Raw genomic sequence first — 26381 nt, 5'->3', positions numbered from 1 at the left:
TCGAGAAGACCGCCAGGAACTATCTCGCCGTCGTCACCCTCGCCGCCATCATCCTGTGGCTCCGATAAGTGTCCACAGCTCCTAGACCATCCCCGCCTTGCGCAGCGACTGGTAGGCCTTGATCACTCGCGCCAGGCGGTGTTCGCCAGCGCGGTCGCCGCCGTTGGCGTCGGGGTGCAGGCGGCGGACCAGCTCGGTGTAGCGGGCGCGGATGCGGGGCCCGTCGGCGCTGGCCCCGAGGTCGAGGTCGGCCAGGGCGTTGCGCTCGATCTTGCCGAGCGCGCGCTCCTCCGGCTCCGGGTTGGGCCGCCCGCCGTTCTTGCCGAACAGGTTGTAGGGGTCGCGATAGCCCTCGCCCTTGCGGAACTTCGCGGAAAAGGCCGCCGCCTCGCGCGACATGCGCCCGGCCTTCATCTCCCAGGTGGGCCGCCCGCCGGTGAACAGCTCTTCCTGCTGGCGGCGGCGGACCTCGCCCTCGCTCATGCCGGCGAAGAAGTTCCAGTTGCGATTGTATTCCGCCGCGTGCGGCTGGCAGAACCAGTAGTGCTCGTGCAGCATGTCGCGGGACTTCGGCGCCCTGGCGGTCGCGGCCTTGCCGCAGCCCGCGTGGTCGCAGGCCCGCTCGCCGGGCTTCAGGGCGTTGACGTCCTCGGCGCGCGCGTCCTCCTCCGGCGAGGGCGGGCGCACGCGGATGTCGACGAACCGGGGCTTGTATTGAAACGCGGCGGGCATGCTCCAAGTATGGAGCCGAGATAATCCCTTTCAAGAATTGAAGATCGACGCGATGGGCGCCATATTTGAAGCCATCCAACAAAAGCTCACATCGGCGTTCGCCCCCACCCGGCTGGAGATCGAGGACGATTCCGCGCGACACCACGGCCACGCCGGCGCCCGGCCCGGCGGCGAGAGTCACTTCAATGTCGTGATCGAGAGCCAGGCTTTCGCCGGCGCGCCGAAGGTGGCGCGGCAGCGGATGGTCTACCGGGCGCTCGCGCAGGAGCTGGCCGGCCCGCTGCACGCGCTCTCGGTCAAGGCGCTGGCGCCCGGCGAGAGCTAGGCGCTAAGCTAAACAAACGTTTGAAGAGCCGTCGCCCCGCTACAGCGGTTGTGCGGCCGACATCGATCCCGGGAGTCCTTCGCTTGAAGACCACGATCACCGTCAATGGAGAGGCGAGGGCGCTCGACCTCGACCCGCGCACCACGCTGCTGGATGCGCTGCGCGAGCACCTGCGTCTCACCGGCTCAAAGAAGGGCTGCGACCACGGGCAGTGCGGCGCCTGCACCGTCCTGGTGAACGGGGTCCGGATCAACAGCTGCCTGTCGCTGGCGGTGATGCACGACGGCGACGCGGTGACCACCATCGAGGGGATCGGCACGGTCGAGAAGCTGGCGCCGATCCAGCAGGCCTTCCTCACCGAAGACGCCTTCCAGTGCGGCTACTGCACGCCCGGCCAGATCTGCTCGGCGCTCGGCATGCTGCAGGAAGTCACGGACAACTGGCCCAGCCAGGAGACCGCCGACCTCACCGGCAAGATCAGGCTCACCGACGACGAGCTGCGCGAGCGGATGAGCGGCAACATCTGCCGTTGCTCGGCCTATCCGCAGATCGTGGCCGCCATCCGCTCCGTGGCCGGAGAACCCGCATGAGGCCCTTCACCTACGAGCGCGCGCCCGACGCCGCCTCCGCCGTGAAAGCCGCTGCGGCGACGCCGAATTCTAAGTTCATCGCCGGCGGCACCAACCTGCTCGACCTGATGAAGCTGGAGATCGAGCATCCGGCGCACCTGATCGACGTCGGCCGCCTGCCGCTGGCGGAGGTCGAGGATACCCCCGAGGGTGGCCTGCGCATCGGCGCGCTCGCCACCAACAGCCACGTGGCCGCCGACGCCCGGGTCCGCGCCCGCTATCCGGTGCTCACCCAGGCCATCGTCGCCGGCGGCTCGGGCCAGCTGCGCAACAAGGCGACCACCGCCGGCAACCTCCTGCAGCGCACCCGCTGCGCCTACTTCTACGACACCACCAAGCCCTGCAATAAGCGCCAGCCCGGCTCCGGCTGCGGGGCGCTCGAGGGCCTCAACCGCAACTCGGCGATCTTCGGCGCCAGCCATGCCTGCATCGCCACCCACCCGTCCGACATGGCGGTGGCCCTGGCGGCGCTGGATGCGCGGGTGGAAACCCTGTCGCCGTCGGGCGAGGCGCGGGCCTTCCCGCTGATCGAGCTTCACCGCCTGCCCGGCGAGACGCCGCACATCGAGACCCACCTGGTCGCCGGCGAGCTGATCACCGCCGTGGTTCTGCCGCCGCCGCCCGCCGGCGCGCAGACCTACCGCAAGGTCCGCGACCGGGCGTCCTACGCCGCGGGCCTGGCCAGCGTCGCGGTGGCCGGCGGGAACCTCGCCTTCGGGGCGGTCGCCCACAAGCCGTGGCGCGCTGTCGACGCCGAGGCCGCCCTGGCGTCCGGCGCCTCGCCAGCCGAGGCCGTCGCCGCCGAGCTGGCGCAGGCCAGCGACAACGGCCGCAACGGCTTCAAGATCGACCTCATGAGCCGCCTGGTTCCGGCGGTCATCGCAGAGGCGCAGCTGCAAGGGAGGGGCGCATGAGCTCCGTCAGCGATTGGGAAGCCGCCAGCAATCCGGTCAAGGAAAACCGCGCCGGCAACATCGGCAAGGCGGTGGACCGCTACGAGGGTCCGCTGAAGGTCACCGGCACGGCGCCCTATGCCTATGAGGTCGAGCCGCCCTCGCCGCCGGCCTATGGCGTCATGGTCTCCGCCCCCATCGCGCGGGGCCGGATCACCGCCGTCGACACCGCCGCCGCCGAGACCTCGCCCGGGGTGCAGCTGGTCTGGACCTACCGGAACGCGCCAGCCCAGGGGCCGCGTCCCGAACGGTACGATTTCTTCACCCCGTCGCCGAGGCCGGCGCTGGAATCGGATCAGGTGCACTTCTTCGGCCAGCAGGTGGCCATCGTCGTCGCCGACACCTTGGAGAACGCCCAGGCCGGGGCGGCCCTGGTGAACCTGACCTTCGAGGACGACGCGAAGTCGGTGATCTTCCACGATCACTACGACGAGGGCGTGCAGCCGCCCGGAGAACAGGACGTCGAGATCGGCGACTTCGCCTCCGGGTTCGACGCCGCGCCGGTGAAGATCGACGACGTCTGGCGCACGCCGCTGCAGAACCACTGCCAGATGGAGCCCTGCGCCACCACGGCCTGGTGGGACGGCGACCACCTGACCGTCCACACCTCCGTCCAGATGGTGCGGTTCGCCCAGAACTCGCTCGCCGAGACCCTGATGATGCCGCACAAGAGCGTGCGCCTGCTTACCCGCTACGTCGGTGGCGGCTTCGGCGGCAAGGGATCCTTCTACGAGGACCTGGTGCTGGCGTCCCTGGCCGCGCGCGAGCTGGGACGGCCGGTGAAGGTGGCCTTCTCCCGCCAGCAGATGATGCACGGCACCGTGCATCGGCCGGCGACCGAGGTGCGGGTCCGGCTGGGCGCCACCCCCGACGGCAAGCTCACCGCCATGTCGCTGATGACCACCACCCACTGCGACCGGCGCGGCAACTTCACCGAGCACGCCTCGAACTTCGCGCGCAGCCTCTATGCGGCGCCCAACCGGCTGACCGGCCACAGGCTGGTCCGGCTCGACCTGCCGGTGGCCAGCGCCATGCGCGCGCCGGGCGAGGCCTCCGGCACGCTCAGCCTGGAAGTCGCCATGGACGAGCTGGCCGAAAAGCTCGGCATGGATCCGGTCGAGCTGCGGGTCATCAACGAGCCGGAGGTCGATCCGGAGACCGGCAAGCCGTTCTCCATCCGCCAGCTGGTCCGCTGCATGCGCGAAGGCGCGCAGATGTTCGGTTGGGACAACCGCAAGCCCATACCCGGTCAGGTGCGCGACGGCCGCTGGCTGGTGGGCATGGGCATGGCTGCGGCTATCCGCGGCAACTTCCTGCTGCCCGCCAAGGCGAGCTTCACGGTGGACGCCGAGGGCGTGATCACCGTCAAGCAGGGCATGACCGACATCGGCACCGGCACCTACACGGTGCTGGCTCAGATCGCCGCCGAGACCCTGGGCGTGCCGCTGCGCGACGTTCGTGTCGAGATCGGCGACAGCGAGCTGCCGCCCGCGCCGGGGTCCGGCGGCCAGTTCGGCGCAGCGACCGCGGGCTCGGCGGCGCTCGACGCCGGCATGAACCTCAGGAAGGCCATCGCCGAGATCGCGGTGAACGACCCGGCCTCTCCGCTCAACGGCGGCGATCCGGCGGACGTCACCTTCCAGGACGGCGTCATCGCCATCGCCAACCGCTCCGAGCGGCTGTCCGAGCTGATCCGCCGCAACCGCCCCGAGGGCCTCACCGCCAATGGCGAGATCCACCCGGCCGCCGACTCCAGCAAGTGGAGCCAGCACACCTATGGCGCCCACTACGTGGAGGTCGGCGTCGACACGGTGACCGGCGAGGTGCGCACGCGCCGCATGCTGGGCGTCTTCGCCGCCGGCCGCATCCTCAACTGGAAGACCGCGCGCAGCCAGCTCACCGGCGGGATGATCTGGGGCGTCGGCTCGGCGCTCACCGAGGGCAATGCCGTCGATGCGCGCTACGGGTCGCTGATCAACCAGGACCTGGCGGGCTATCTGGTGCCGGTGCAGGCCGACATCGGCGAGGTCGAGGCGATCATGCTCGACGAGGTCGACGACAAAGCCAACCCCATGGGCATCAAGGGGGTCGGCGAGCTCGGCATCTCCGGCGCCGGCGCCGCGGTCGCCAACGCGATCTACAACGCCTGCGGGGTCCGGGTGCGCGACTATCCGATCACACCCGACAAGATCCTGGCGGCCCTGGTTTAGGTCGCCCCTGCATTTCCGCAGAGCGGCTATGTGACTTTGGTCACTGGCGAGGTGTCGCATTGCGCCTATCTCAGGCGTCTTGGAGGCAGAGCTTTCGAGACTTCGAGGAGACGGGACGTGAAACTGATATTGCCCTTGATGACCCTGGCCGGCGCCTTGACCCTGCTGCTCAACAGCGCGGCCGTGGCAAGCCTCAGCTACCTTTGACCGACCTTGGCGCGCAGCTCGCCGAGCACCCGCGCCAGGTCGCCCTCGCGGAAGGGCTTCTGCAGGACGGGCGCGCCGTGGTCGACGTCGCGCAGGCCCGCGTCGCCGTAGCCGGTGGCGAAGGCGAACGGCAGGCCCCGTTCGCGCAGCAGGTCGGCCAGGGGGAAGATCGGCTGGCCGCCGAGGTTCACGTCCAGCACCGCGCAGTCGATGTCCGCGGCCTTCGCCAGGTCGAGGGCTTCGTCCAGCCTCGAGGCCGGCCCCACGACCGTGCAGCCGAGATCGGTGAGCATGTCCTCGATCAGCATCGAGACCATCATCTCATCCTCGACCACCAGAACGCGGAGGCCTCCAAGGTTGGCGGTATCGATCATTCAGGAGTCTCCAGGGCCGGCAAACGCGTCGTCCGTCCACGCGAAGGCCCGGAAACCAACAGAGGTTGCGCGCCACAATCAAGCGCCATCTTGAGCTGCATCGCATAGGCGGCTGATTGGACGCAGGCGATTTCGGCGACATTCATAGGATGGGCGATCTCCCCGACCGGCGCAGGCTAAATAAACGGTCTACGGCCAAGGTCGGTTCCCTCAGGACCAGCTGTCCTCGCGCGGGGCGGCGGCCCAGATTTGCAGCCGGGTGATCCGGTTGACCTTGCGCTCCAGCACGAGGAAGCGGTGGCCGTGGAAGGTGAAGGTCTGCCCGGCCTCGGGAATCCTTCGGGCCTCGTGGATCAAGAGGCCGGCCACGGTCACCGCCTCTTCGTCGGGCAGGTCCCAGTTCATGGCGCGGTTGAGGTCGCGGATCGTCACCGAGCCGTCGACGATCACCGAGCCGTCTTCGGCCACGCGGACGCCGGGCACGGCCACGTCGTGCTCGTCCTCGATCTCGCCCACGATCTCTTCGAGGATGTCCTCGAGGGTCACGAGGCCCTCCAGCGCGCCGTACTCGTCGACCACCAGGGCGAAATGGGTGCGCCGCTTGAGGAAGGCGGCGAGCTGGTCCTTCAGGCTGGTGGTCTCTGGGATGAACCAGGGCTCGCGGACGATGGCGGATATGTCGACGAGGTCGATATGGCAATCGGCGTCGGCGATCGCCTGCAGCAGGTCCTTGGCGTGCAGCACGCCGACGATGTTCTCCGGCTCGCCGCGGTAGAGCGGCAGCCGGCTGTGGGAGCTGTCGAGGACGGCGGCCAGGATCTCACGCGGCGGCAGGTCGGCGTCGACCATTTCGATTTCCCTGCGGTGGACCATCACCTCGCTGACGTCCATCTCCGCCAGGTCCAGCACCCCGCCCAGCATCCAGCGGTCGTGGGTCTCCACCAGGCCCTCGGCATGGTGGTACTCGACCGCGCCGCGGATCTCCTCGTGGGCGGCCAGCACGTCGGTGTCCATGCTCAGGTTGACGCCGAACGGCCGCAGCGTCTGGCGCACGATCCACTGCGCGCCGTTGGCGATCGGGCCAAAGATCCGCACCGTCCAGTAGGTGGGGATCGAGATCGCGCGGGCGACGCTGTCGGGGTGCGCGATCGCCAGGGTCTTGGGCAGGATCTCGGCGAAGACCACCACCAGAACGGTCATGACGCCCGTGGCGATCAGGGGACCCATGACCGATCCCTGCGGGAACATCGAGCTCAGCACCGACGTCGTAAGGGACGAGGCGAAGATGTTGATGACATTGTAGGACAGGAGGATCGCCCCGATCATCCGCTCCCGGTCGCTCAACAGCAGGTTGACCCGCCGGGCGGCGGCGTCGCCGTCGCGTTCCAGCTGGTGCATCCGGCCTCGGGATGCCGCGGTCATGGCGGTTTCCGCCGCCGAGATCAGGGCTGAGATCGCCAGCAGGAAGATCAGGATGGGGGCTAGCGCGAGCAGGGCGGCCACTTAGCGCGCTCCTTCTTCAACGAGGAATTTGCGCACGGCGCCCGCATCGACATCCTTGGCGACGAAGGCTTCGCCCAGTCCCCGCGCAAGAATGAAGATCAGGCGGCCGTCCTCGGCCTTCTTGTCCTGCGCCATGTGGCGGACCAGGCGGTCGGCGTCGAAGGGCTTGGCGGCCACGTCCGCAAGCGTCGTGGGCAGGCCGGCCCGGGCGATGGCCGCGGCGGCGCGGGTCGCGTCCTGTGCTGGGCAGAGGCCCAGCGTGGCGGAGATGCGGAAAGCCAGGGCCTGGCCGGCGGCCACCGCCTCGCCGTGGAGCAGACCGTCGCCGAACCCGGTCTCGGCCTCAAGGGCATGGCCGAAGGTGTGGCCGAGGTTGAGCAGGGCGCGGCGGCCCTGTTCGGTCTCATCCTCCGCCACGATCTCGGCCTTCATCTCGACGGAACGCGCGACGGCGTGCGCCAGCGCCGCGGGCTCGCGCGCCAGCACCTGGCCGGCGTTGGCCTCCAGCCACTCGAAGAAGCCGAAGTCGCCCAGCAGGCCATATTTGATCACCTCGGCGTAGCCGGCGCGCATCTCGCGGTCCGGCAGGGTGGCCAGCACGTCGAGGTCGGCCAGCACCAGCTTCGGCTGATGGAAGGCGCCGACCAGGTTCTTGCCGCGGGGCGTGTCGATGGCGGTCTTGCCGCCGACGGAGGAATCCACCTGCGCCAGCAGGGTCGTGGGGATCTGCACGAAGCCGATGCCGCGCTTGTAGATCGCCGCGGCGAAGCCTGCGAGGTCGCCGACCACGCCGCCGCCGAAAGCTGTGATCAGGTCGCCACGGTCGAGCTCCAGGGCCAGCAGGCGATCGGTGACCTCGGCCAGGCCCGCGAAGCTCTTGGTCTGTTCTCCTGGCGCCACGATCACCGGCGAGACCGCGATCCCGGCCCGCTCCAGGGCCGCCGTCAGCCGCGCGCCGTGCAGCCCCCACACCGTCTCGTCGCTGACGACCGCGGTCCGCCGGCGTTTCAGCAGCGGCCCGATCGCCTCGCCCGCGCGGTCGAGGAGCCCCGGCCCCACCTGCACGTCGTAGGCGCGCTCGCCCAGTCCCACGGTGATCGTTCGGGTCACGCCGCCGACTCCGCGAAGAAGGCGGAGAGTGCGTTGATCACCTGCTCGACCGTCACGTGGTGCGCCGCGTCGCCGGTCTCGACGACGATGTCGGCCTGCGAATAGAGCGGGTAACGGGCGTCGGCCAGCCCCTGCAGCACCGCAAGCGGGTCCTTGCCGGCCAGCAGCGGCCGCGTGTCCTTGCGCGAAACCCGCCGCGCCAGGATCTCCAGGTCGGCCTTCAGCCAGACGGAGACCGCCTTCGACTTGATCAGCGCGCGGGTCTGCTCGTGCATGAAGGCGCCGCCGCCGGTGGCCAGCACATGCGGCGGCAGGTCCAGCAGGCGGGCGATCACCCGCCGCTCGCCTTCGCGGAAGGCGTCCTCGCCCAGGTCGATGAAGATGTCGGAGATCGACCGGCCGGCGGCGGCCTCCACCTCGGCGTCGGCGTCGCGGAACGGCAGATCCAGCGCGTTGGCGAGCCTGCGGCCCACGCTCGACTTGCCGACGCCCATCAGGCCCACGAGGGCGATGGTGCGGTGGCGCAGCGGTGCATAGCGGTCCATGAACGGCCAAGGCTTACACGAGCGCGCGCCCTCGCGCCAACTTCCGTCGCCCGCTATGGTCGAGCCATGTCGCGTCTCCCCTGCCTCCTCGCCCTGCTGCTCTTGGCCGGATCGGCGAGCGCGGCGGCCGCGCAGACCCCGCCCCAGGGCGTCGAGGTCACTCAGCTCGCGGCGCCCGACGCCTTCAGCACCCCCGGACGCGACACGGGCCTGCCGCCGACTCTCTGGACCGGCGCCTCGGTCAGCACCGCCAAGACCGTGCTGCCGTTGCTGGCCGCCAAGCCGTTGTCGCCGGCGGCCGGGACGCTGGCGCGGCGGATCCTGGCCACGGGCGCGCCGTGGCCGCAGGACTTGGGCCGCGATTCGGCGCTCGCCGCAGCGCGGGCCAATGCCCTGATGTTCCAGGGCGATCCCAAGGCCGCGGCGGCGGTGCTCGTCCGCGCGCCGGGCCTCGACCGCAACTCTGACCTGGCCCGCGCCGCGGCGGAGACCATGCTCCTGGCGGGCGACGATCAGCGCGCCTGCCAGCTCGCCGAGGGCCTGAGCGTGGGGCGCGACGAGGTCTACTGGCTCAAGCTGCGCACCTACTGCCAGGCGATCGCCGGCCAGGCGGCCCAGGCCCAGCTGACCTTCGACCTCGTGCAAGCGCAGGTGAAGGACCCGACCTTCGCCCGGCTGATGGGCGCCAAGCTCACAGGCGCGGGTAACCCCGGCGCGGCTTCGCTTCGCAACGGCCTCGACTATGCGCTCTCCAAGAACCTTGGCCTCGACCTGGCGGCCGCCAAGCCCTCGCCGGCGGTCGCAGCGGCCCTCTCCTCGGCCGATCCCACGCCGCCGACCTTCGATCCGGCTGGCGTCGCGGGGGACGTGGCGCCGCTCGCCGAAGCGCTGGCGCGGAACGAACCGGTGCGCGACGCGGTCATCGCGGCGCTGGTCGAATCGGCCGGATCGGCTGAGCCCAAGGCCCGCGCCAGGGGTCAGGCGGCCCTCTTGCTGGCGGTGGCCGTCTCCGGCGCGAACTCGCCCGAGGTCCGCGGCCAGATCGCCGCGCTCGGCGTGCCCGAAGGCAAGGCCCCGGTGGGCCGCAGCCTCGCCCTGGAGAGCGCCGCCGAACAGAAGCTGATGGGGGAGGCCGCGCTGCTGTCGCTGTGGACCTGCGCCGAGGCGGGCGCCGCCGGCCCGGCGATCGGCGACCGGGTGCGGATCGTGCGCGCCCTGCACGCCGTGGGTCTCGACGCCGACGCCCGGGCGATGGCCCTCGAAGGGCTCCTGGCGCTGAAATGAGCGGGCAGGGGGCCGGCCAGGGCGGAAATTGGGCCGAGGCGTTCCTGGAGATGATGGCCGTGGAGCGCGCCGCGGCGAACAACACGCTCACCGCCTACGCGCGTGACCTGACCGACGCCACAGGCTTCCTGGCCGGCCGCGGGCGCGATCTGGCGGACGCCTCGGCAGAGGACGTGGAGGCCTACTTCGCAGCCTTGGGCGCACGCGGCCTCGCGCCCGCCACGGCCTCGCGCCGCCGCGCGGCCGTGCGCCAGTTCTACCGCTTCGTGCTGGGCGAAGGCTGGCGCGCCGACGACCCTTCGAGACGGGTCGAGGCGCCGCGCAAGGGGCGCTCGCTGCCGAAGGTGCTCAGCCGCGGCGAGGTCGACCGGCTGATCGCGGCGGCCGGCGCCCGCGACGGGGCCCAGGGCCTGCGGCTCGCCTGCATGGTCGAGCTCGCCTATGCCTCGGGCCTGCGGATATCGGAGCTGACCGGCCTGACGCTGGCGGCGCTGGCCCGCGATCCGGCCTATCTGATCGTCAGGGGCAAGGGCGGCAAGGAACGGCTCGCGCCGCTCAACGCCGCCGCGCGCACGGCGGTGAAGGCCTATCTGGAGGTGCGGCCGGAGTTCCTGCCGCAGGGCGACAAGGCCAACCCCTGGCTCTTCGCCTCGCGCGGCCGGGCCGGGCGCCTGACCCCGCGCCGGTTCGCCCAGCTGCTGGACGAGGCTGCGGCCGACGCCGGGATCGACCCGGCCCGCGTCAGCCCGCACGTGCTGCGCCACGCCTTCGCCACCCACCTGCTGGAAGGCGGCGCCGACCTGCGGGTCGTGCAGACGCTGCTGGGCCACGCCGACATCGGCACGACCCAGATCTACACCCACGTCGCCGGCGACCGGCTGGCCGAGGTGGTGGCCACCAAGCACCCCCTCGGCCGCAAGCGCTGAGGCGCAAAGGAAAAGGCCGCCCCTTTCGGAGCGGCCTTCCCTAGAGCAGTCGATCAGATCGCGCGGCGCTTAGCCGGTGATCCGATAACGGCCGTCGGCGTCGGGGCAGACGCGGACGTAGCGGTAGTCGCGGCCGTAGCTGTCGATCGGCGCCGGCGCCAGGCGGCAGCGCATGCGCGTGTAGTAGCTGTAGTCGTAGCGGCCGCTGCGATAGTCGCGGGCTTCGCGATAGGCGATGGTGTCGTTGTAGCCGTAATAGGGCCCGCGGTTGTCGCACCGGTAGCGGTCATTGGCGTTGCCGACCGCGCCGCCGACGCCGGCGCCCACGACGCCGCCCAGGACGGCGCCTTCGGTGCGGACGCCGCGCCCGGCGACGTTCGAACCCAGGGCTGCGCCGGCTAACGCACCGATGATGGCGCCGGCGGTGGCCGAGCTGTGGTCGTTGCGGCAGACCCCGGGCGCGGCGTAGGCGGTGTCGCGTCCGTAGTAGCCGGCCGACGGCGGGGCGGAGGCGTAGCGGCCGCCCCAACGGTCCTCGTCCCAGATCGGCGCGGGTCCGTAGACGCGGATGTAGGAGCCGTAGCCGTAGCGGGCGTCATAGTCTGCGCGGGCGCGTTCCCAGTCGGCGCGGCGGCGGTCGTAGTCGGCGCGCGCGGCGGCGTAGTCGGACCGGCTCGCCTCATAGTCGTCACGCCGGGAGTCATAGACTTGCCTGCGAGCCTCATAGGCCGAGCGGTCGTTCTGGTACTGTTGCTGATCCTGCTGGTATTGCGGGGTGGGCTGGTACTGGTACTGGGCAAGCGCGGGCGATGCGGTGACCAGCGCCAGGACTGAGGCCATCCCGATCTTCAGGGGGGCGTTCATGGGGATATCTCCGTTTCTCCTCCGACGCGCGGTGCGGTGTCATCGCGAGGGGTCCGCGCATCTCAAAAATAAGCCTCGCCGCGCCCGCTTCTCGCAAGGAGAAGGCGGCGGCGCGGTTCGGCCTCTGTTCCAACAAACCCCCAAGTCGAGGGCGAGGTTGCATCGGGAACCGGCCGTCCAGGGCCGCGCTCTTGTGAGGCGGCGGCATCCCGCCTAATTTCCGCCCCCTCTTCGACCCGCAGGACTCAGATTTCCGGATGGCTGTGCATTACCTCGAATTCGAGCGGCCGATCGCCGACCTCGAAGCCAAGATCGAGGAGCTGTCCAAGCTGTCGGAGACCGCCAACCCCGGCGCCTTCGACGCCGAGATCGAGGCGCTCAGGGCGCGGGCGCAGGAGATGCGCCGCGAGGCCTATTCCAAGCTCGACGCCTGGCAGAAGACCCAGGTCGCCCGCCACCCCGACCGGCCGCACTTCGTCGACTACGCCGCCGGCCTGATCGACGAGTTCGTGGAGCTGCGCGGCGACCGCAAGTTCGCCGACGACCAGGCGATCATGGGCGGCCTCGGCCGGTTCCGGGGCCGGCCGGTGGTGGTGATGGGCAACGAGAAGGGCCGCGACACCGTCACCCGCGTGAAGCACAACTTCGGCTATGCGCGGCCGGAGGGCTACCGCAAGGCGATCCGGCTGATGGAGATGGCCGAGCGGTTCCACCTGCCGGTGATCAGCTTCGTGGACACCGCCGGCGCCTATCCCGGCGTGGCCTCCGAGGAGCGTGGGGTGGCCGAGGCGATCGCGCGGTCGACCGAGAAGTCCTTGACCCTGGCCGTACCCAACGTCGCGGTCATCACCGGGGAGGGCGGTTCGGGCGGCGCCATCGCCATCGCGGCTGCCAACCGGGTGCTGATCCTGGAGCATTCGATGTACGCCGTGATCGCGCCCGAGGGCGCCAACTCCATCCTGTGGCGCGGCGGGCGCACTCCGGATGAGGCCGCCAAGGCGATGAAAATCAGCGCCCAGGACCTGTTGGGCATGAAGATCGTCGACCGCATCATTCCCGAGCCCCCGGGCGGCGCCCACTCCGACCCCGAAGCCGCGCTGAAGGCGGTCGGCGACGCGGTCGAGGAAGAGCTGAAGTCGCTGGAAGGCCTCACACCCGACGAGATCCGCAAGCGCCGCGCCGACCGCTTCTACGCCATCGGCCGCTCGGGGCTGCAGTGATCGGGACGCTTGCCTGACGCAGCGTCTGCCTGTTCACTGTCATCCAAACAGATGTTTGGAAGGACGCGGCCATGGCGCTCAAGACCCGGTTCACCGAGCTGTTCGGGATCGAGCATCCCATCGTGCAGGGCGGCATGCAGTGGGTCGGACGCGCCGAGCTGGTGGCGGCGGTCGCCAACGCCGGGGGCCTGGGCTTCATCACCGCGCTCACCCAGCCGACGCCCGAGAAGCTGACCGAGGAGATCGCCCGGGCCCGGTCACTGACCGACAAGCCGTTCGGCGTCAACCTGACCATCCTGCCGGCCATCAAGCCGCCGCCCTACGCCGAGTACCGCCAGGCGATCATCGAGGCGGGGATCAAGATCGTCGAGACCGCGGGCAACAAGCCCATCGAACACGTCGAGGAGTTCAAGAAGCACGGGATCAAGGTGATCCATAAGTGCACCTCGGTCCGCCACGGCCTCTCCGCCGAGCGGATGGGCGTCGACGCCATCTCCATCGACGGCTTCGAATGCGCCGGCCACCCGGGCGAGGACGACGTGCCCGGCCTGATCCTGATCCCGGCGGCGGCGGACAAGATCAAGATCCCGATGATCGCCTCCGGCGGCTTCGGCGACGCCCGCGGCCTGGTGGCGGCGCTCGCCCTGGGCGCCGAGGGGATCAACATGGGCACCCGCTTCATGGCGACGGTGGAATCGCCCATCCACGAGAACATCAAGCAGCAGATCGTCGACAACGATGAGCGCGCCACCGAGCTGATCTTCCGGACCATGCATAACACCAGCCGGGTGGCGAAGAACGCCATCAGCCAGCAGGTCGTCGCTCTCGAGCGCGAGGGCGCTAAGTTCGAGGACGTCCGCGAGCTGGTGGCCGGCACGCGCGGCCGCAGCGTCTACGAGGTCGGCGACAACGACGCCGGCATCTGGTCGGCGGGCCAGGTCCAGGGCCTGATCCACGACATCCCCACCTGCGCCGAGCTGATCCACCGCATCGTGCGCGAGGCCGAAGCGATCATCCACGACCGCCTCGACCGCATGGCCGGCCGGCGGCAGATGGCCGACGCCTGAACCCCCCAAAGAAGAAGCCGCCGTCCTCGCGGGCGGCGGCTCCAACTCACGCTCCTCAAGCGGCCGCCGGCGACAACGCCGACGGCCGTTTCGCTTAGAACTTCGCGGACAGGCCGAACTGGTAGTAGCGGCCGATGAAGTCATAGGTGCCGAACGCGTTGGCGGAGTTCGTCGCCCCCAGCGGCGGCTCGACGTTCGCCACGTTGTGGATGATGAACCGAGCTTCTGCGCCCGAGAACCCGATGCCGGATTTCTCCGCCCAGGGGCTCAGGTCATAGGTGAAGGCCAAGTCGTGCAGATAGTACGGCTTCACCGTCAGAGGAAGCCGCGTCTCGGGGGTAAAGTCGTTGTTGAACTTCGAACGCGAGATGAAGTTCATCGTCCAAGTGACCGAGAAGGGCTTACGGAGATATTCCGTTTCCAGCTTGTACTGGTACTTGGCGTTGCCGATTTCGCCCTGGTCGCGATTGAGGTCGAAGCCCAGGCCGGTGACCGAGGTCTCCTCCCGCTTCACGTGGAAGAGGTCGAACCTGGCGTTGAACGACCCTGGGTTGTTGTCCCACCAGTTCGCGCCCCAATCGGCGAGATCCCAGCGGTAGCTGGCGCCGGCGGTGGCGCCCTCGAAGTGCGTGTAGCCGGCGTTGATGAAGCCGGTGGACGGACCTCCGGAAACAACGCTGCCCGGACCCACGTCGCCGGCGCTCAAGATCTGGCCGGGACGAGCGCCTGAGCCCAGGCCGCGCTGGAAGCGGCTGCAGGCGTCAGCAGGACGGCTCGGCGAGTCGTAGCAGACCTGCAGGATCGAGGTCAGCGTGAAGTTGTTGATCGCGTTGGTGATGTCGATGTGAATCCAATCCGCGTGGATCGCCAAGCCGGGGACCCAATGGGGCTGGTAGACCAAGCCCAACGTGTACTGTTCAGCGATCTCGTTCTTCAAGGTGGGCGAGCCGGACGTCGTGCCTTGGACGGTGGCGGCCTGCACCTGCGACGTCAGCTGGAAGTTGGCCGGCAGGCCGGCGGCCGCGAAGTCCGCAGCACAGTTCGCCGCCCGGGTCGCCGGGCTCGGGCCGGCGTTGATGTTGTTCTTGTCGCAAGGATCGGTCGCGGTGAAGAAGCTGGTGGCGGTCGGCAGGGAGGTTTCCGTGATCGCCGGCGCGCGGAACGACCGGCTCTTCTGGGCGCGGAACATCAGGTCATCGATGGGATACCACCGAACCCCGTATTGCCAGGCCTTGTCGCTGCCCGCGATGCTGTTGTCGATCTTGCGATAGGCCGCGTCGAACTCCAGACGCCGCATCAGCGGGTAGTTGAAGTCCTTGCCGAACACCGGGAGGGTCGTTTCCGCATAGTACTCGTTGGTGTGGAAACTGCCGGAGATAGCGGTGATCGCGGCCGAGCGACCGATGCCGAGGCGCTGCGGATCGTTGGGGTTGAACGAGGATTCTTCTTTGCGGTATTCCCAACCCGCCGCAAAGCTCCAGGGACCGGCCGGCAGGGGCAGGAGATCGCCGCCGAAGTTGGCCTGGTAGTCGGTCTGCTTGATCTCAAATTCGGACACGAACTGGACGCCGACGTAGGCCAGCGCCGCAGCGCTGGGCGCGCCCAGGCCGAACATGTTCAGCGGCTGGCAACCGGCGGCCCGGGCGACCGGGTCGCGGCAGACGATGTTGCCGCTCGCGTCCCGGATCGCGTCGATGGCGAGCAGGAACTTCGACTGGTCGATATTCGGGGATTGGAATGTCCCCTTGTTCTTTCCGAAGTTGGCCGAGGCGTTCCAGAAGTACTTGTGGCCGCTCCAATCGCCGGCGCCGTCGACGCCGAACACGCCGCGCCAGGTCTCGTCTTCCGAACTGGTCTTGTTGCTGCCGATGTCGGTCGAAGCGCGGTCGAGGAAGAACAGGCCGTTGCCGGGCGAAGCCGTGTCCGCCGGCAACGGCGTCGGCTGAGCCAGCAGCTGAGCGCGCGTGGAGGCCGGCAGGAACGGGTTAGCCGTCGAGAATCGCAGCGCTGCCGAATTGCCGCCGAACAGCGAAGAGTTGAAGATCGGCTGGTTGAACGGCTCCACCGAGTTCGCCTTGGCATAGAGCAGTTCGGTCGTGAGGCGGATGTTGTCTGTCAGGTCGAACTTGCCGAAGCCCGTCACCAAGTGCCGCTTCACCGGCGACTGCAGCGACGTCAGCTGCGCGAGGTTCAGACCATCGCCGCCCGAAGCGACGGACGCCTGGAAGAACTGGCCCTGGCTGTACGGTATCAGCGTCCCGTCCGGGGCGAACTGGGCGGCCACGCGGCGCGCCGGGTTGGTCGGATCAGGGATGGTCAACTGGCCGGACAGGGCCGAGCCCCCGGTGCGGAAAGGCAGACCGCCCTGCGTCAGCTCGGGGATCCGGCGGTTGAAGATGATGATCTGCCCCGGGATGCCGTCCGTCGTGCTGGTGTTCAGCGGGTTGTTGGCGAACGTCAGCTGTTGCGACGTTGCGTGGCGCTCGGTGTAGGCGAGCGCTTTCGTCTCGTTGTACTCGTAGCTGCCCATCAGGCTCAGACGATCGTCGACGAACTTGTGGCCCGCGGTGATGCGGCCGCGCCAGCTTTCGGCGTCGCCCTTGTCGGAGATGCCGTAGAGGCCGTCGACCTCGACGCCTTCGTACTCGGTCTTGGTGATGATGTTGACGACGCCGGCGATGGCGTCAGAGCCGTAGACCGCGCTGCCGCCGGCCTGGACGGTTTCGATGCGATCGACGAATCCGGCCGGGATCGAGTTCAGATCGACTTGGCCGCCGGCGTTGGCGCCGGTGAAGATCGAGGCGGGGTTGCCGCCCACGAATCGCCGGCCATTCACCAGCACGAGAGTGCGGTTCGAGCCCAGGTTGAAAAGGTTGACGAAGTTGCGGCCGGTGCCGAACGAGCCCTGGTCGCCGATCGGACTGATCGGAACGCCCAGCCCCGGCGTGTCATTGAGCGCGTCGGCGATATTGGTGAAGCCGCGGCGCTCCATGTTCTCGCTCGTGATCACCTGGATCGGCTGCACGGATTGCAGATCCGGGCGCGGGATGCGCGAGCCGGTGACGACGATCTCGGAGACGTCGACGCCCTTCTGTTGGGCGAAGGCGAGATCCGGGACGGTCAGGCAGGCGGCCGTGGCCACCGACGCGAGCAGCGTGGTTCGAAGCATGGTGTTTCGTGTGGCTTTCATTCTATGGCCCCCGGCCGGTTATCGCGGTCACGCGCGGAGGGCTCTCCGACGCAAAAGAAGCGCCGTGATCGTGCGAATCCGGATTGTTTCACGCAAGAAATGCGCGCTGACCGCCCGGCCCGCGCACGAAAACGGCGCGACGCGAAGCTGTCACGCAACCGTTACGTCGGCAACGGTATGCGTCACTCAGAAACATTTCTTACAACGTATCAGCGCAATTTTCGCGCACAGGTGCGGTATTGAGGTCACACACAACCACATGTTGCAGTCGTACTGCATCAAAAGTAACACTGGGGTAGCGACAATGCGGTGATCGCCGAGGCGGTTAGGGGCGAATCCTACCCCTTGGGCGTCGTGGCCCCGCTAGCGGATTGAGCGGAGGCTTTCGCAGACGCCGTCCACCGCCTCCGGGGTCGTCGCCCAGGAGCACATGAAGCGGACCGATCCGTCGAGGAACCGGTAGGCGAACCAGCCGGAGGCGTGCAGCCGCTTGAGGGTCGGCTCGTCCATCTCCACGAACACCCCGTTGGCCTCCACCGGATGGCGCACGGCGAACGGCGTCTGGTCGGCAAGGCGTCTGGCCATGGCGTTGGCGTGGGCGGCGTGGCGCAGCAGGGCCCCGTCCTGCAGCATGCCGATGAACGGCGCGGCGTAGAACCGCCCCTTCGAGGGCAGCTGCCCGGCTTGCTTCAGCCGCGCGTCGAACCGCCGGGCGAGCGCGCGGTCGAAGATCACCACCGCCTCGGTGGGCGGCATGCCGGCCTTGGTGCCGCCGACCACCAGGATGTCGACGCCGAGCGTCTTGATGGCCTTCAGGTCGAAGCCCGCGGCCGCGGCGTTGGCGAGCCGGGCGCCGTCGAGGTGGACGCCGTATCCCCTGGCCTTGGCCGGCGCGGTCAGTGCGCCGAGCTGCCCCGCGGAATAGACCGTGCCGTATTCGGTGGCGTTGGTCAGCGACAGCGCCGCGGCCGGCTGGCGGTAGGAGACGTCCGGCGCGGCGAGCGCCTCTGCCAACGCGGCCCCGTCGATCTTGCCGGAGGCGCCGGGCAGGCGGGTCAGCCCCAGGCCCTGGCCGAAGAAGCCCGGGGCTCCGGTCTCGTCTGTGCAGACGTGGGCATGCTCGTGGGCGATCACCGCCTCGAACGGCCGGCAGAGCGCGGCCAGCGAGATGGCGTTGGCCGCCGTGCCCGAGGCCACGAAGCGCACCTCGGCGTCGGCGTCGAGCAGCTCGCGCACCAGGTCGCCGGCCCGCGCGGTCACCGCGTCGGTCCCGTACCCGGACGCGTAGCCGGTGTTGTGCGCCACCAGGGCTTCGATGGCCTCGGGCGTGGCGGGGGCGGTGTTGTCGGAGGCGAAGTCGTATCGGGCGGCGCTCATGCCAGCTCTTTAGCCCAGGCGCGCACCTCGTCCACGAACAGATCCGGCTCCTCCATCGCCGCGAAGTGGCCGCCGCGCGGCATGTCGCTCCAACGCACGATGTTGTAGGCCCGCTCGGCGAAGGACCGCGGCGGGGCGGAATAGAGCGGCTCGCCGGGGAAGTTGGCGAAGGCGGTGGGCGTCTCGCAGCGCTCGCCGGGCTCGAAGGCCAGGCCGCCTTCCTCCACCAGGCCGCGATAGTACCAGGCGCCGGTCGCGAAGCTGCCGGTCATCACATAGAGCATGATGTTGGTCAGCAGCCGGTCCTTCGGATAGGCCTCGTCCATGGACTTCTTCGAGAGGTCCGACCAGTCGTGGAACCGCTCGGCGATCCAGGCGGCCTGCCCCACCGGGTTGCCGGCCCCCATCCAGGCGATCGACTGCGGCTTGGAAACCTGCAGGCGGAAATAGGCCCCCATCACGTCCATCATCGCCGCCTGGCGCTGCGCCCAGGCGATCTCCGCCTCGCCCGAGGGTCCGCCGTGCGGCCGAAAGCCCAGCATGTTGAGGTGGATGGCGCGCGCGTTCGCGCCGTGGTCGCGGCCGAGCCAGGAGGTGACCATCGCCCCCCAGTCGCCGCCCTGCGCCAGGTAGCTCGAATAGCCGAGCACCTCGGTCATCAGGGTGTTGAACAGCCGCGCCGTCGTCCGCTGTCCGATCGGCCGCCTGGGTTTCGAGGAGAAGCCGAAGCCGGGCAGGGAGGGGATCACCAGGTCGAAGGCGTCCGCCGCGGCGCCGCCGAAGCGGCTCGGGAAGGCGAGCTTCTCGATCGCCTGCCAGAACTCATAGTGCGAGCCCGGCCAGCCGTGAGTGACGATCAGGGGACGGCTCCCACCCGCTTCGCCAACCACATGCAGGAAATGCAGGTCGAAGTCCTCCACCCGGGCGGTGAACTGGGGGAAGCGGTTGAGGTCGGCCACGGCCGCGCGCCAGTCGTAGGCGCCCGTCCAGTGGTCGCACAGCGCCCGCAGGTAGCCCGCGTCGCAGCCATAGGCCCAGCCCCCGAGGCCTTCAGGGGGAACCTCAGGCGCCGGCGGCCAGGGATAGGCCCGCACGGCCGCCAGCACGGCCTCGACCTGCGCCTCGCTCCAGCGGACTTCGAACGGCTTGATCTGCGCCATGGCGGCCTCCGTCTTCCCCCGGTACGGGGGAAATGTCGCCTAAGCCGAAGGCGGGCGACAATGGGGGAAGTATCTTCTTTCCTTCGACTTCCCCCATCGACCCTCTTGCTTCGCAATTCGGGCCACTTCCCCCGTACCGGGGGAAGACCCTGAGCGACAACATCCCCGGCGCTCAATTCTGCCTATTCCGGCCTCATCCCCCGCATCAGGGTGGCGTCCAGCCCGTGGTAGAGCTGGCGCGCGCCGCCCGGGGGCAACATGCCGGCCAGTTCCAGGATCACGGCGCCGTGGATAGCGGCCCAGAACATCAGCCCGATCTGCTCGGGATCGCCGCGCATCAGCCCCTCGGCCAGCGCGTCCTCGATGTAGCCGGTCATGGTCTTCTGGGCGCGGCGGCCGGCGGCCATCAGCTCCGGGTATTTCTCGACGTGCGGCTGGTTGAAATCGAACATCAGCTTGTAGGAGTGCGGGTGATCGAGGGCGAAGGTCACATAGGCCTCGCCCACCGCTGAGCCCCGGGCCTTGGCCCCCACCGCGCCCTCCCGCGCCCGCTCCAGCGCCTCGGCGAAGCGGTTGAAGCCGTTGGCGCGCACGGCGGCCAGGATGTCGTCCTTGTCCTCGAAGTAGCGGTAGGGGGTCATCGGCGACACGCCGAGCTCGGCGGCTAGCTGCCGCATGGTCACCGCGTCGGGCCCGCGCTCGGCGAACAGGCGCTCGGCCGCCTCGCAAAGGCGCTCACGGAAATCGGCGACGTCGGTCTCGGAAAGCACGCGGGGCATGGGGTCGGAGACTTGCACGAAAAGACTTGCGGAATGCTACTTTTTACGAAATAAATTTACAACGTAAGTTTTCATGGAGGACGCCATGGACGGGAATGCACGCATCAACCCCTATCTGGCGGGCAACTTCGCCCCGGTCCGCAGCGAAGACGACTTCGACCTACCGGTGACGGGCGAGCTGCCGGCGGGGCTCCGCGGCGCCCTCTTCCGCATCGGTCCGAACCCGCAGTTCGAACCCCGTGACCCCGGCGCCCACCACTGGTTCGGCGGCGACGGCATGGTCCACGGCTTCTACGTCGAGGACGGCAAGGTGAAGTACCGCAACCGCTACGTGCGCACCCCGAAGTGGGAGCTGGAGCACGAGCACGGCCGGGCCCTGTTCGGCGCCATGGGCAACCCCATGACCAGCGATCCGCTGACCGTCGGCAACGAGGGCGGCGTCGCCAACACCAACATCGTCTGGCACGCCGGCAGGCTGATGGCGCTGGAGGAGGCCCACCAGCCGTTCGAGATGGATGTCCGCACCTTGGAATCGCGCGGCTACGTCCGCCCGTACAAGGGCAAGGTCACCGCGCACCCGAAGATCGATCCCAAGACCGGCGAGATGGTCTGGTTCGGCTATGGCGTCGGCGACATGCCGCTCTCGGCCGGCATGAGCTACGGCGTCACCGCCGCCGACGGGACGGTGGTGCGGCGCGACGACTTCCAGGCGCCGTTCTCATCGATGGTCCACGACTTCATGGTCACCGAGAACCATGTGCTGTTCCCGGTCCTGCCGCTGACCGGCAGCCTGCAGCGGGCGATGAGCGGCCTGCCGCCGTTCGCCTGGGAGCCGCAGATGGGCAGCCACGTGGGGGTCATGCGCCGCGACGCCGACGTCTCGACCCTCCGCTGGTTCAACACCGAGGCCTGCTACGTCTTCCACCCGCTGAACGCCTGGGAAGAGGGCGACAAGCTCTACGCCGACGTCATGCGCTACGCCGCAGCCCCGCTGTTCCCCAATGCCGACGGCTCCCCCGGCGACAAGGCGGCCGCCCGCCTGGTCCGCTGGACCTTCGACCTCGCCGGCGACAGCGACGCGATCAAGGAAGAACCGCTCGACGACCTCGACGGCGAATTCCCCCGCATCGATCCGCGCGTGGAAACGCTCAAGCACCGTCACGGCTGGTACGGCGCCGACACCGCCAGCTCCATGACCATCCGCCTGAACGCCATCGCCCACCTCGACCTTACGACCGGCAAGCGGCAGGTCTATGAGCTCGACGGCGGCGACGCGACCTCGGAGCCGGTGTTCGTCCCGCGCTCGGCCACGGCGGAGGAAGGCGACGGCTGGATCACCGCGGTGGTCTACCGGGCCGGCGAAGACCGCAGCGACTTGCTGGTGTTCGAAGCCCAGGACATCGCCAGGGGCCCGATCGCCGTGGCCCACATGCCGCGCCGCGTCCCCTTCGGCTTCCACGGCAACTGGGTGAATCTCTAAGCCGGTCGACGTTGAGCCGAGCTCGGGCGAGGTCCAATCGACATTCAGGCTGGTGCTTGAGGCGTCCTCCTCCCCTTGTGGGAGGAGGTGGCCCGCGGAGCGGGTCGGAGGTGGGGTCTCCCAGATCCCTCGGCGCTGTCGGAAGCTTGGTGTTGTGCGGAGAGGTGAGCGCGACCCCACCTCCGTCAGCCGTCCGGCTGACACCTCCTCCCACAAGGGGAGGAGGATGGCGGAGCCACGGCCTCGCCTCGTGGCCCTAGGAAATCGCCGCCGCTCGACAGGCCGCGCAGGCGCGTGAGAGGTTGGCTCCCAACAGTTTAGGGAGCAGCCGTTTGCGTATCGTCCTTGGTCTAGCCGCAGCGGCGGCGCTCTTCGCGGGCGGAGCGCCGGCGGCCGAGCCCGGAAAGCTCTCGCTCACCGTCTACAACTCCGACCTCGCCCTGGTGCAGGATATCCGCAACCTCTCCATCGCGGCGGGGCGCCAGCGGCTGGAGTTCAAGGACGTCTCGGCGCGGATCCGGCCGGAAACCGTCTCCCTGGTCGCCGCCGACGTGGGGATCGTCGAGCAGAACTTCGACTACGACCTCTTGACGCCCGAGAAGCTGATGGAAAAGGCGGTCGGCAGGCAGGTGCAGATCGTCCGCATCAATCCCGGCAACGGCGCCCAGGTGACCGAGACGGCCACCGTGCTGTCGGTGAACGGCGGGGTGGTGCTGAAGATCGGCGACCGCATCGAGGTGCTGCGCCAGGACGACGTGCCGACGCGGGTGATCTTCGACGGCATCCCGCAGAACCTGCGCGCCAAGCCGACCCTGTCGGTGACGGTGGACTCCGGCAAGGCCGGCGCCCGGCCCGCGACCCTCAGCTACCTGACCAACGGGCTGTCCTGGAAGGCCGATTACGTGGCGATGTTCGACGAAGGGCCGGGCAAGCTCGACCTGCAGGGCTGGGTGACGCTGACCAACACCTCCGGCGTCGACTACCCCGACGCGGCCGTCCAGCTGGTGGCCGGCGACGTCAACCTGGCGAACAACGAGCAGGAGTATTGGCAGCGCCGCCAGATGGCCCGCAACACCTCCGTGCGCCGGGGCGGCGTCGGCGGCCCCGTCGAGACCGGGCCCACGTCGGTGGCCGACTACTACCTCTACCCGCTGCCCGGCCACACCACGGTCGCCCAGAACCAGACCAAGCAGGTGAGCTTCCTCGACGCCAAGGGCGCGGCCGCCCGCAAGGCCTATGAATACCGCGCCTACTGGTTCGAGACGCTGCAGACCCCGGCCAACGCCGACGTGGCCGTGCAGTTCAGCAACGCCTCCCACGCAGGCCTCGGGCGCCAGCTGCCGGCCGGCATCGTGCGGGTCTATGTGCGCGACCAGGCCGGCGAGCCGAAGTTCGTGGGCGAGAACCGCATCGACCACACGCCGCAGGGCTCCGACATCTCGGTGAAGATCGGCGAGGCCTTCGACGTCACCGTCCAGCCGACGGTGGTGGCGCAGGACGGCGCCGGCAAGACCCGCTCGCGCTACCGGATGTCCTGCCTGGTCCGCAACGCCAAGGCCCAGCCGGTGACGGTGGTGATCCGCCAGGGCGGCCTCTGGCGCGAGGGCAAGGTCATCGACGAGAGCCTCAAGAGCCGCCGCCTCGACGCCTACAACCTCGCCTGGGACGTGCCGGTGCCGGCGAACGGCGAGACGACGCTCACCTTCACGGTTGAGACCGGCTGGTGAACCGGGGGCTGGGCGCGCTGGCGCTCTGGGCCCTGGCGGCGAGCCCCGCCGCGGCCCAGGCGGTCTCCGACGCGCCCTCGGCGGCGAGCGTCACCATCTACCGCGACCGCAACATCGCCACCGGCGACTTAGGCACGCTCGATCCCAACCAGGGCCTGGCGCTGATCACCGAGACCCGCACGGTCGAGGTTCCGGCGGGCGCGAGCCGCATCGCCTTCCGCGGCGTCGCCGACACCATGGTCCCCGAGACGGTGGCGGTGGAGGGGCTGCCGGGCCAGGTCGTCGAGCGCAACGAGGACTTCGACCTCTTGAGCCCGGGCTCGCTGGTGGCGCGCTCGGTCGGGCGCACGGTGCGCGTGGTGCAGACCGACCGCGGCGGCGGCAAGGTCAGCGAGCGCCAGGCGGTGATCCGCGCGGGGCCGCAGGGCGTGCTGCTGGACTTCGGCGGCCGGCTGGAAGCCCTGGGCTGCGACGGCGTCCCGACGCGGCTGGTGTTCGACCACGAGCCCGCGGGCCTGGGCGACAAGCCCACCTTCTCGGTGCTGGCGAACCTGCCGCAGGCCGGGCGCTACACCGTCAAGCTGAGCTACCTCGCCACCGGCTTCAGCTGGTCGGCGGACTATGTGGCGCGGATCCGCCCCGAGGGCCGCACGCTCGACCTGGCCGGCTGGCTGACGCTTTCCAACAAGAGCTCGGCGGGTTTCGCCCAGGCGCCGACCCAGGTGGTGGCGGGCGAACTCGAACGCGACCCCGCGACCGTCCCACCGCGGGTGGAGACCCAGGAGATCACCCCGGAGTGCTGGGGCCAGGAGGTTCGCTTCGCCGCCGCGCCCCCGCTGCCCGTTCCCATGGTCGAGCGCAGGGCGGCGAACATGATCCAGGAAGTCGGCGTCACCGCCGCCAAGCGCCAGGCGGTGCTGTCGGAACTCGGCGACTACAAGCTCTACACCCTGCCCGAGCCGACCACGGTCGCGGCCCGGCAGACCAAGCAGGTGGCGTTCCTCGACCAGCCGGCCGTGCCGTTCGAGCGGGTCTACGTCTATCGCCTGGACCCCTACGCCGCGCCGGACCCGGAGCAGCCCCAGCAGGCCCCCGATGTGGTCCTTCGGCTGCAGAACAAGGCGAAGTTCGGGCTCGGCAAGCCGCTGCCCTCAGGCACGGTCTCGGTGATGGAGCCGGGCGGCGGGGGTCTGGTGCTGGCGGGCCAGCAGGCCGTCCGGGACACCCCCGTCGGCCTGCCGCTGGAGCTGACCATCGGCCGGGCGATGGACATCGCCGTGGCGCCGCGGGTGACGCGCGACCTGCGGGACGCCGACCTCCACACCCGCTCGGTCGCGGTGGCGATCGCCAACGGTAAGCCGGGCCCGATCCTCCTGGAATTCCATCAGCCGCGAATCGGCCGGAGCTTCGCGATCACGAGCGCATCCGGCAAGCCGACGCCGAAGGCCGGCGACGAGGTCTGGACGCTGCGCCTACGCTCCGGCGAGCGCGCGCAGCTCAACTACGTCATGACCTATCGCGATTAGTCGTCATCGCAGTCGATCTGATCGACCAGGCGGGTCGATTGCCAAAGCTCGATGGTCGGCGCGCCCTCTTCGCAGAGCTCCTCGGCCTGCTTGGTGGCCGCCTTGTCGGTGGGCGCTTCAAGCCATTCGGCGCTCTGGATGTGGCGGCGGCTGTCGACGCGGTAGGCGCGGTAGGTGGCCATTTTCAAAACCCCCATACTGGCGCCTTGAGAACGACCGAACCCGAAAACGGTTGCCCTTGCAGGGCGGGCCGGAGTTCAGGCCGGCCGCCTAGTGTCGCGATTCCGAAGTTCGCAAGCGCTTGCGGCTGGCTTTGGCGAACTTCGGAATCGATGAGGACACTAGCAAGTCCATGTTTTCTAGTGTGCTTTTTGGATTTGAAGTTCGCTCGGCGGGTGGCCCGTGAGTGAGGCGAACTTCAAATCCAGCACACTAGACCAGCGCCCCGTGGCAGTGCTTGAACTTCTTGCCGGAGCCGCAGGGGCACGACGCGTTGCGGCCGGTGTTCTCCCAGTTCTCGGGCAGCGCCGTGACCGGCAGCGCCTGCCGCTGTTCGGTGTTCAGGCCGTCCGGCAGCGTGCCCATGTCCGCCACGTTCTCGCCGGTCAGCGGATCGAGGTGGATCTCCTGGAACCGGCCGAGCGGCGGCTGCGGCGGCGCCTCGAACTGGAACTCCACGGTCATCAGCCAGCGGGTGACGTTCTGGCGAAGGTCGACCAGCAATCCCTCGAACAGCGTGAAGGCCTCGGTCTTGTACTCGTTCAGCGGGTCGCGCTGGCCGTAGCCGCGCAGGCCGATGACGTTGCGCAAGTGGTCGAGGTGCATCAGGTGCTCGCGCCACTGCAGATCGATCATCTGCAGCAGGAAGCTCTTCTCCACCGTGCGCATGTGGTCGCCCACCTGCTCCTCGCGCTGGGCGGCGCGGGCGTCGGCGGCGGCCACGATCCGCTGTTCGATCTCCTCGTTGGCGATGCCGTCTTCGGCCGCCCACTCACGGATCGGCAGCTCCAGGCCCAGCCATTCGCGCACGTGGGCGTCGAGGCCGTCGATGTCCCACTGCTCGGCATAGGCCTTGGGCGGCAGGTGGCGGGAGACGAAGTCCTCGATGGTGTCGAGGCGCATCTCGCGGATGATCTCGGAGAGATCGGTGGCGGTCATGAACTCCGCGCGCTGCTCGAACACCGCCTTGCGCT

Annotated in this window: 23 protein-coding genes; 11 read left to right on the top strand and 12 right to left on the bottom strand. The window is 69.3% G+C overall.

What is annotated here, in order from left to right; translation table 11 throughout:
- Nucleotides 1-81: 81 nt before the first annotated feature.
- Nucleotides 82-732 carry a J domain-containing protein gene (locus JWP28_RS10225; protein WP_299542657.1) on the bottom strand — a complete coding sequence of 217 codons (651 nt, stop codon included), beginning with the start codon at nucleotides 730-732 and terminating at the stop codon, nucleotides 82-84.
- Nucleotides 733-784: 52 nt separating this feature from the next.
- Between JWP28_RS10225 and JWP28_RS10220 the strand changes: the two genes are divergently transcribed.
- The 4 genes from JWP28_RS10220 (at nucleotide 785) to JWP28_RS10205 (ending at nucleotide 4849) form a co-directional block, all read left to right on the top strand.
- Nucleotides 785-1057, top strand: coding sequence for a BolA family protein (locus JWP28_RS10220; protein WP_299542656.1), 273 nt, complete (start codon nucleotides 785-787; stop codon nucleotides 1055-1057).
- A gap of 83 nt (nucleotides 1058-1140) precedes the next feature.
- Nucleotides 1141-1647: a 2Fe-2S iron-sulfur cluster-binding protein gene (locus JWP28_RS10215; protein WP_299542655.1), complete on the top strand. Its 507-nt coding sequence runs from the start codon at nucleotides 1141-1143 to the stop codon at nucleotides 1645-1647.
- Entirely contained in the window at nucleotides 1644-2600 is a 957-nt protein-coding gene (locus JWP28_RS10210) for a xanthine dehydrogenase family protein subunit M (RefSeq protein WP_299542654.1), read from the top strand. The genes JWP28_RS10215 and JWP28_RS10210 overlap by 4 nt, the downstream gene beginning before the upstream one ends.
- Nucleotides 2597-4849, top strand: coding sequence for a xanthine dehydrogenase family protein molybdopterin-binding subunit (locus JWP28_RS10205; RefSeq protein ID WP_299542653.1), 2253 nt, complete (start codon nucleotides 2597-2599; stop codon nucleotides 4847-4849). Before JWP28_RS10210 ends, JWP28_RS10205 begins: the two co-directional genes overlap by 4 nt.
- A 197-nt stretch (nucleotides 4850-5046) precedes the next feature.
- On the opposite strand, the gene JWP28_RS10200 is transcribed toward JWP28_RS10205, so the two are convergent.
- The 4 genes from JWP28_RS10200 to JWP28_RS10185 all read right to left on the bottom strand — a co-directional run bounded on the left by JWP28_RS10200 (nucleotide 5047) and on the right by JWP28_RS10185 (nucleotide 8588).
- Complete coding sequence (locus tag JWP28_RS10200) at nucleotides 5047-5430, bottom strand: response regulator (protein ID WP_299542652.1); 384 nt, start codon at nucleotides 5428-5430, stop codon at nucleotides 5047-5049.
- Nucleotides 5431-5640: 210 nt separating this feature from the next.
- On the bottom strand, nucleotides 5641-6933 hold the full coding sequence (locus JWP28_RS10195) for an HlyC/CorC family transporter (protein WP_299542651.1): 1293 nt from the start codon (nucleotides 6931-6933) through the stop codon (nucleotides 5641-5643).
- Nucleotides 6934-8043: a 3-dehydroquinate synthase gene (gene aroB / locus JWP28_RS10190; protein ID WP_299542650.1), complete on the bottom strand. Its 1110-nt coding sequence runs from the start codon at nucleotides 8041-8043 to the stop codon at nucleotides 6934-6936.
- The gene (locus JWP28_RS10185; RefSeq protein ID WP_299542649.1) at nucleotides 8040-8588 is read right to left on the bottom strand and encodes a shikimate kinase; all 549 of its coding nucleotides are present in this window, start codon (nucleotides 8586-8588) and stop codon (nucleotides 8040-8042) included. Before JWP28_RS10185 ends, aroB begins: the two co-directional genes overlap by 4 nt.
- Before the next feature lie 66 nt (nucleotides 8589-8654).
- On the opposite strand from JWP28_RS10185, the gene JWP28_RS10180 reads away from it, so the two are divergent.
- Together JWP28_RS10180 and JWP28_RS10175 are read left to right on the top strand one after the other, a co-directional pair.
- Complete coding sequence (locus tag JWP28_RS10180) at nucleotides 8655-9872, top strand: hypothetical protein (RefSeq protein WP_299542648.1); 1218 nt, start codon at nucleotides 8655-8657, stop codon at nucleotides 9870-9872.
- Nucleotides 9869-10798 carry a tyrosine recombinase gene (locus JWP28_RS10175; RefSeq protein WP_299542647.1) on the top strand — a complete coding sequence of 310 codons (930 nt, stop codon included), beginning with the start codon at nucleotides 9869-9871 and terminating at the stop codon, nucleotides 10796-10798. Before JWP28_RS10180 ends, JWP28_RS10175 begins: the two co-directional genes overlap by 4 nt.
- 69 nt (nucleotides 10799-10867) lie before the next feature.
- Here JWP28_RS10175 and JWP28_RS10170 read toward each other — a convergent pair whose 3' ends face one another.
- Nucleotides 10868-11662: a glycine zipper domain-containing protein gene (locus tag JWP28_RS10170; RefSeq protein WP_299542646.1), complete on the bottom strand. Its 795-nt coding sequence runs from the start codon at nucleotides 11660-11662 to the stop codon at nucleotides 10868-10870.
- Between the two features lie 257 nt (nucleotides 11663-11919).
- Here JWP28_RS10170 and JWP28_RS10165 point away from each other — a divergent pair, with 257 nt between their 5' ends.
- A complete protein-coding gene (locus tag JWP28_RS10165; protein WP_299542645.1) occupies nucleotides 11920-12882 on the top strand; it encodes an acetyl-CoA carboxylase carboxyltransferase subunit alpha in 963 nt (320 codons plus the stop codon).
- Between the two features lie 71 nt (nucleotides 12883-12953).
- Entirely contained in the window at nucleotides 12954-13949 is a 996-nt protein-coding gene (locus JWP28_RS10160; protein WP_299542644.1) for a nitronate monooxygenase family protein, read from the top strand.
- A gap of 94 nt (nucleotides 13950-14043) precedes the next feature.
- Here the strand turns inward: JWP28_RS10160 and JWP28_RS10155 are convergent, their stop codons facing one another.
- The 4 genes from JWP28_RS10155 to JWP28_RS10140 form a co-directional block, all read right to left on the bottom strand.
- Nucleotides 14044-17139 (bottom strand): TonB-dependent receptor, encoded by a 3096-nt coding sequence (locus tag JWP28_RS10155; RefSeq protein WP_299542643.1) that lies wholly within the window; start codon nucleotides 17137-17139, stop codon nucleotides 14044-14046.
- Nucleotides 17140-17502: 363 nt separating this feature from the next.
- Complete coding sequence (locus JWP28_RS10150) at nucleotides 17503-18516, bottom strand: beta-eliminating lyase-related protein (RefSeq protein WP_299542642.1); 1014 nt, start codon at nucleotides 18514-18516, stop codon at nucleotides 17503-17505.
- The gene (locus tag JWP28_RS10145; RefSeq protein WP_299542641.1) at nucleotides 18513-19676 is read right to left on the bottom strand and encodes an epoxide hydrolase family protein; all 1164 of its coding nucleotides are present in this window, start codon (nucleotides 19674-19676) and stop codon (nucleotides 18513-18515) included. The genes JWP28_RS10150 and JWP28_RS10145 overlap by 4 nt, the downstream gene beginning before the upstream one ends.
- A 182-nt stretch (nucleotides 19677-19858) precedes the next feature.
- Entirely contained in the window at nucleotides 19859-20473 is a 615-nt protein-coding gene (locus JWP28_RS10140; RefSeq protein ID WP_299542640.1) for a TetR/AcrR family transcriptional regulator, read from the bottom strand.
- 67 nt (nucleotides 20474-20540) lie between these two features.
- On the opposite strand from JWP28_RS10140, the gene JWP28_RS10135 reads away from it, so the two are divergent.
- The 3 genes from JWP28_RS10135 to JWP28_RS10125 all read left to right on the top strand — a co-directional run bounded on the left by JWP28_RS10135 (nucleotide 20541) and on the right by JWP28_RS10125 (nucleotide 25188).
- Nucleotides 20541-21935: a carotenoid oxygenase family protein gene (locus JWP28_RS10135; protein WP_299542639.1), complete on the top strand. Its 1395-nt coding sequence runs from the start codon at nucleotides 20541-20543 to the stop codon at nucleotides 21933-21935.
- Between the two features lie 332 nt (nucleotides 21936-22267).
- Entirely contained in the window at nucleotides 22268-23662 is a 1395-nt protein-coding gene (locus JWP28_RS10130; protein ID WP_299542638.1) for a DUF4139 domain-containing protein, read from the top strand.
- Nucleotides 23659-25188, top strand: coding sequence for a hypothetical protein (locus JWP28_RS10125; RefSeq protein ID WP_299542637.1), 1530 nt, complete (start codon nucleotides 23659-23661; stop codon nucleotides 25186-25188). Before JWP28_RS10130 ends, JWP28_RS10125 begins: the two co-directional genes overlap by 4 nt.
- On the opposite strand, the gene JWP28_RS10120 is transcribed toward JWP28_RS10125, so the two are convergent.
- On the bottom strand, nucleotides 25185-25370 hold the full coding sequence (locus JWP28_RS10120; protein ID WP_299542636.1) for a hypothetical protein: 186 nt from the start codon (nucleotides 25368-25370) through the stop codon (nucleotides 25185-25187). The genes JWP28_RS10125 and JWP28_RS10120 overlap by 4 nt on opposite strands.
- Before the next feature lie 250 nt (nucleotides 25371-25620).
- Nucleotides 25621-26381 (bottom strand): SEC-C metal-binding domain-containing protein (locus JWP28_RS10115; protein ID WP_299542635.1); only part of this gene is annotated, 761 nt, incomplete at its 5' end.

The sequence above is a fragment of the Phenylobacterium sp. genome (assembly GCF_028290885.1).
GTDB lineage: Bacteria > Pseudomonadota > Alphaproteobacteria > Caulobacterales > Caulobacteraceae > Phenylobacterium.
Note: the sequence above shows the minus strand (reverse complement) of the source record. Positions and strands in the feature narration are given on the sequence as shown.

Bases quoted from the DNA above. Each gene is read 5' to 3' on its own strand.
- JWP28_RS10150 (WP_299542642.1), bottom strand. From the start codon at position 18,516: ATGAGCGCCGCCCGATACGACTTCGCCTCCGACAACACCGCCCCCGCC.
- JWP28_RS10205 (WP_299542653.1), top strand. From the start codon at position 2,597: ATGAGCTCCGTCAGCGATTGGGAAGCCGCCAGCAATCCGGTCAAGGAA.
- JWP28_RS10155 (WP_299542643.1), bottom strand. From the start codon at position 17,139: ATGAAAGCCACACGAAACACCATGCTTCGAACCACGCTGCTCGCGTCG.
- JWP28_RS10170 (WP_299542646.1), bottom strand. From the start codon at position 11,662: ATGAACGCCCCCCTGAAGATCGGGATGGCCTCAGTCCTGGCGCTGGTC.
- JWP28_RS10145 (WP_299542641.1), bottom strand. From the start codon at position 19,676: ATGGCGCAGATCAAGCCGTTCGAAGTCCGCTGGAGCGAGGCGCAGGTC.
- JWP28_RS10200 (WP_299542652.1), bottom strand. From the start codon at position 5,430: ATGATCGATACCGCCAACCTTGGAGGCCTCCGCGTTCTGGTGGTCGAG.
- JWP28_RS10120 (WP_299542636.1), bottom strand. From the start codon at position 25,370: ATGGCCACCTACCGCGCCTACCGCGTCGACAGCCGCCGCCACATCCAG.
- JWP28_RS10185 (WP_299542649.1), bottom strand. From the start codon at position 8,588: ATGGACCGCTATGCACCGCTGCGCCACCGCACCATCGCCCTCGTGGGC.
- JWP28_RS10160 (WP_299542644.1), top strand. From the start codon at position 12,954: ATGGCGCTCAAGACCCGGTTCACCGAGCTGTTCGGGATCGAGCATCCC.
- JWP28_RS10175 (WP_299542647.1), top strand. From the start codon at position 9,869: ATGAGCGGGCAGGGGGCCGGCCAGGGCGGAAATTGGGCCGAGGCGTTC.
- JWP28_RS10180 (WP_299542648.1), top strand. From the start codon at position 8,655: ATGTCGCGTCTCCCCTGCCTCCTCGCCCTGCTGCTCTTGGCCGGATCG.
- JWP28_RS10220 (WP_299542656.1), top strand. From the start codon at position 785: ATGGGCGCCATATTTGAAGCCATCCAACAAAAGCTCACATCGGCGTTC.
- JWP28_RS10165 (WP_299542645.1), top strand. From the start codon at position 11,920: ATGGCTGTGCATTACCTCGAATTCGAGCGGCCGATCGCCGACCTCGAA.
- JWP28_RS10135 (WP_299542639.1), top strand. From the start codon at position 20,541: ATGGACGGGAATGCACGCATCAACCCCTATCTGGCGGGCAACTTCGCC.
- JWP28_RS10210 (WP_299542654.1), top strand. From the start codon at position 1,644: ATGAGGCCCTTCACCTACGAGCGCGCGCCCGACGCCGCCTCCGCCGTG.
- JWP28_RS10225 (WP_299542657.1), bottom strand. From the start codon at position 732: ATGCCCGCCGCGTTTCAATACAAGCCCCGGTTCGTCGACATCCGCGTG.